Here is a 1,710-nt window from a genome sequence, read left to right on the forward strand (position 1 = left end):
TTCAATGACGATTGGTATATCTATCATTTTCTTTTTTCTTGGTTGTCTTCTTGCTGAGTGTTATCTCACAGGCTTTTAGTTTATGGTTTATAGACAAAGCTGATATTTTTTGTTCCATCAAAGACAATATAGGAGTTCATTTGCAAATTGGGGGAGCAGGTGCTTTAGCTGGGTTTGTACTTTGGTTATTTAAAATGTATTAGTCAGAAAAATCCTAGTTCAAGCGCTGGAATCTTTTTACCGCGGAAAACTCGGTTGAGTCGAACTACCTGCACGCTGACCAGATCGATGATTTTGCGGCGAGGGCAAAAGGGTGCGAGGCGCGTGGCGACTGCAAACAGATTGTGAAAGAAATGGAAGATCTGAGTCTCAAACAGCAGCAAGAACTGATTGCGGTCTGTGCGTCGAATCCGGCGGCCTGTAAGGAAAAATACGGTGATATTCCTGCCAATGGCCTGTTAGTGCGTCAGGCGATAGATCGCGTATTGGGTGATAATGTGCCGTCACGCATGAAGAATGACATGTCTTCTTTGCTGGCCCAGCAGATCGAGGCCGAAGGCGTGGTCTCCAGTACGGAATTTGCGCATCAGTTGATTAGCCGCTATGGCATTGACAAACAGCAGGCTGAAATTTTAGCTGGCGCGGCAATGGCCGCAGTGACTGGTGGTATGAGCAGCAAAGGAAATAAGCCTTCATCAACAGAAGCATCTTCCAAAACTTCGGTTGATAACAAGGGCAGCAACTGGAGTGCAGACGAAGGAAAATACAGTCCGAAGAACCAAGGCACGGTGACAAATGTTGAGCACCCGACGGGCAAATTTGATGGGAAATCACTGCCCAATGCTGATAAAGGAGCCAAATCGGAATCAGCAGGGAAAGCTACAAGCGGTGCAGAAAATGTCGCCACTTATCCTAAATTGAAAGAGGATCTTACGAAGCAAAACCTCAATCATATTGCTTCACAGGATCCGAGATTAGCCGCTGTGATTAAAGGTGATAATGGTAAAGTCAATTATGGTGTGGGAACGGGTACTCGAGCAGATGCGGATAGATTAGGCAAAATTTGGGTGGGAGATGGCGCAAGACCTACAACCGATGGAACTGGCTTAGTTAGCACTGATGGTACACGTGTATATAGATATCCCAAAGAAAAACCTAACGCACCAATCTCTGTAAATCCAACAGGGGTTCAGGCTAATTTTGAAACGTACACCATTAATCCAATAACAGGACAAAAAGTTAAAATTGGTGATGGTCATTTGAATGTATTTAAAGAGAAATAAGAAGATGAAAGCTGTGTTAAGAACCTTAGGAAATGATTGGTGTGATCTTAATACTTTCGTACCTGAAGAAGTTGATAGTTTTAATTTATTGCTAACTCTATCTATAGGTCCAGAACAAGAAGATGGTATAAATTATTTTCAGGTAAATGTTTGTACTCCTGAATGGCTTTGCAAACACCAATGGGTGCCAGAATTGATGCGGCATACACTTCTGGTACGTAAATATGATCTGGATGAAATCCAAAAAACCATCACAGACTATATTGATCAGTGCGAAGGTGATGACTGGATGGAAATAGCCCAAAAGCTTTCCCGTGTCTTTGCTTGGGAATATGAGGATTATCAATCTTAAAAAGAATCCCGGCCATGAGCCGGGATCTTCTTGTATATAGAAAACCCCCAGCTAGGCTGTAATACCGCTCGCTTA

General features: G+C 43.1%; 2 protein-coding genes. Both read left to right on the forward strand.

Annotated features, from left to right (window positions below; genetic code table 11):
* Window positions 1-353 precede the first annotated feature (353 nt).
* Window positions 354-1,283: a hemolysin gene (locus AAC147_RS07885; protein ID WP_231571660.1), complete on the forward strand. Its 930-nt coding sequence runs from the start codon at window positions 354-356 to the stop codon at window positions 1,281-1,283.
* Window positions 1,284-1,287: 4 nt separating this feature from the next.
* Window positions 1,288-1,635, forward strand: coding sequence for an immunity 8 family protein (locus AAC147_RS07890; RefSeq protein ID WP_047686268.1), 348 nt, complete (start codon window positions 1,288-1,290; stop codon window positions 1,633-1,635).
* Window positions 1,636-1,710 lie beyond the last annotated feature (75 nt).

Origin of the sequence: Xenorhabdus sp. NBAII XenSa04, assembly GCF_963866145.1 — a bacterium.
GTDB lineage: Bacteria > Pseudomonadota > Gammaproteobacteria > Enterobacterales > Enterobacteriaceae > Xenorhabdus > Xenorhabdus indica.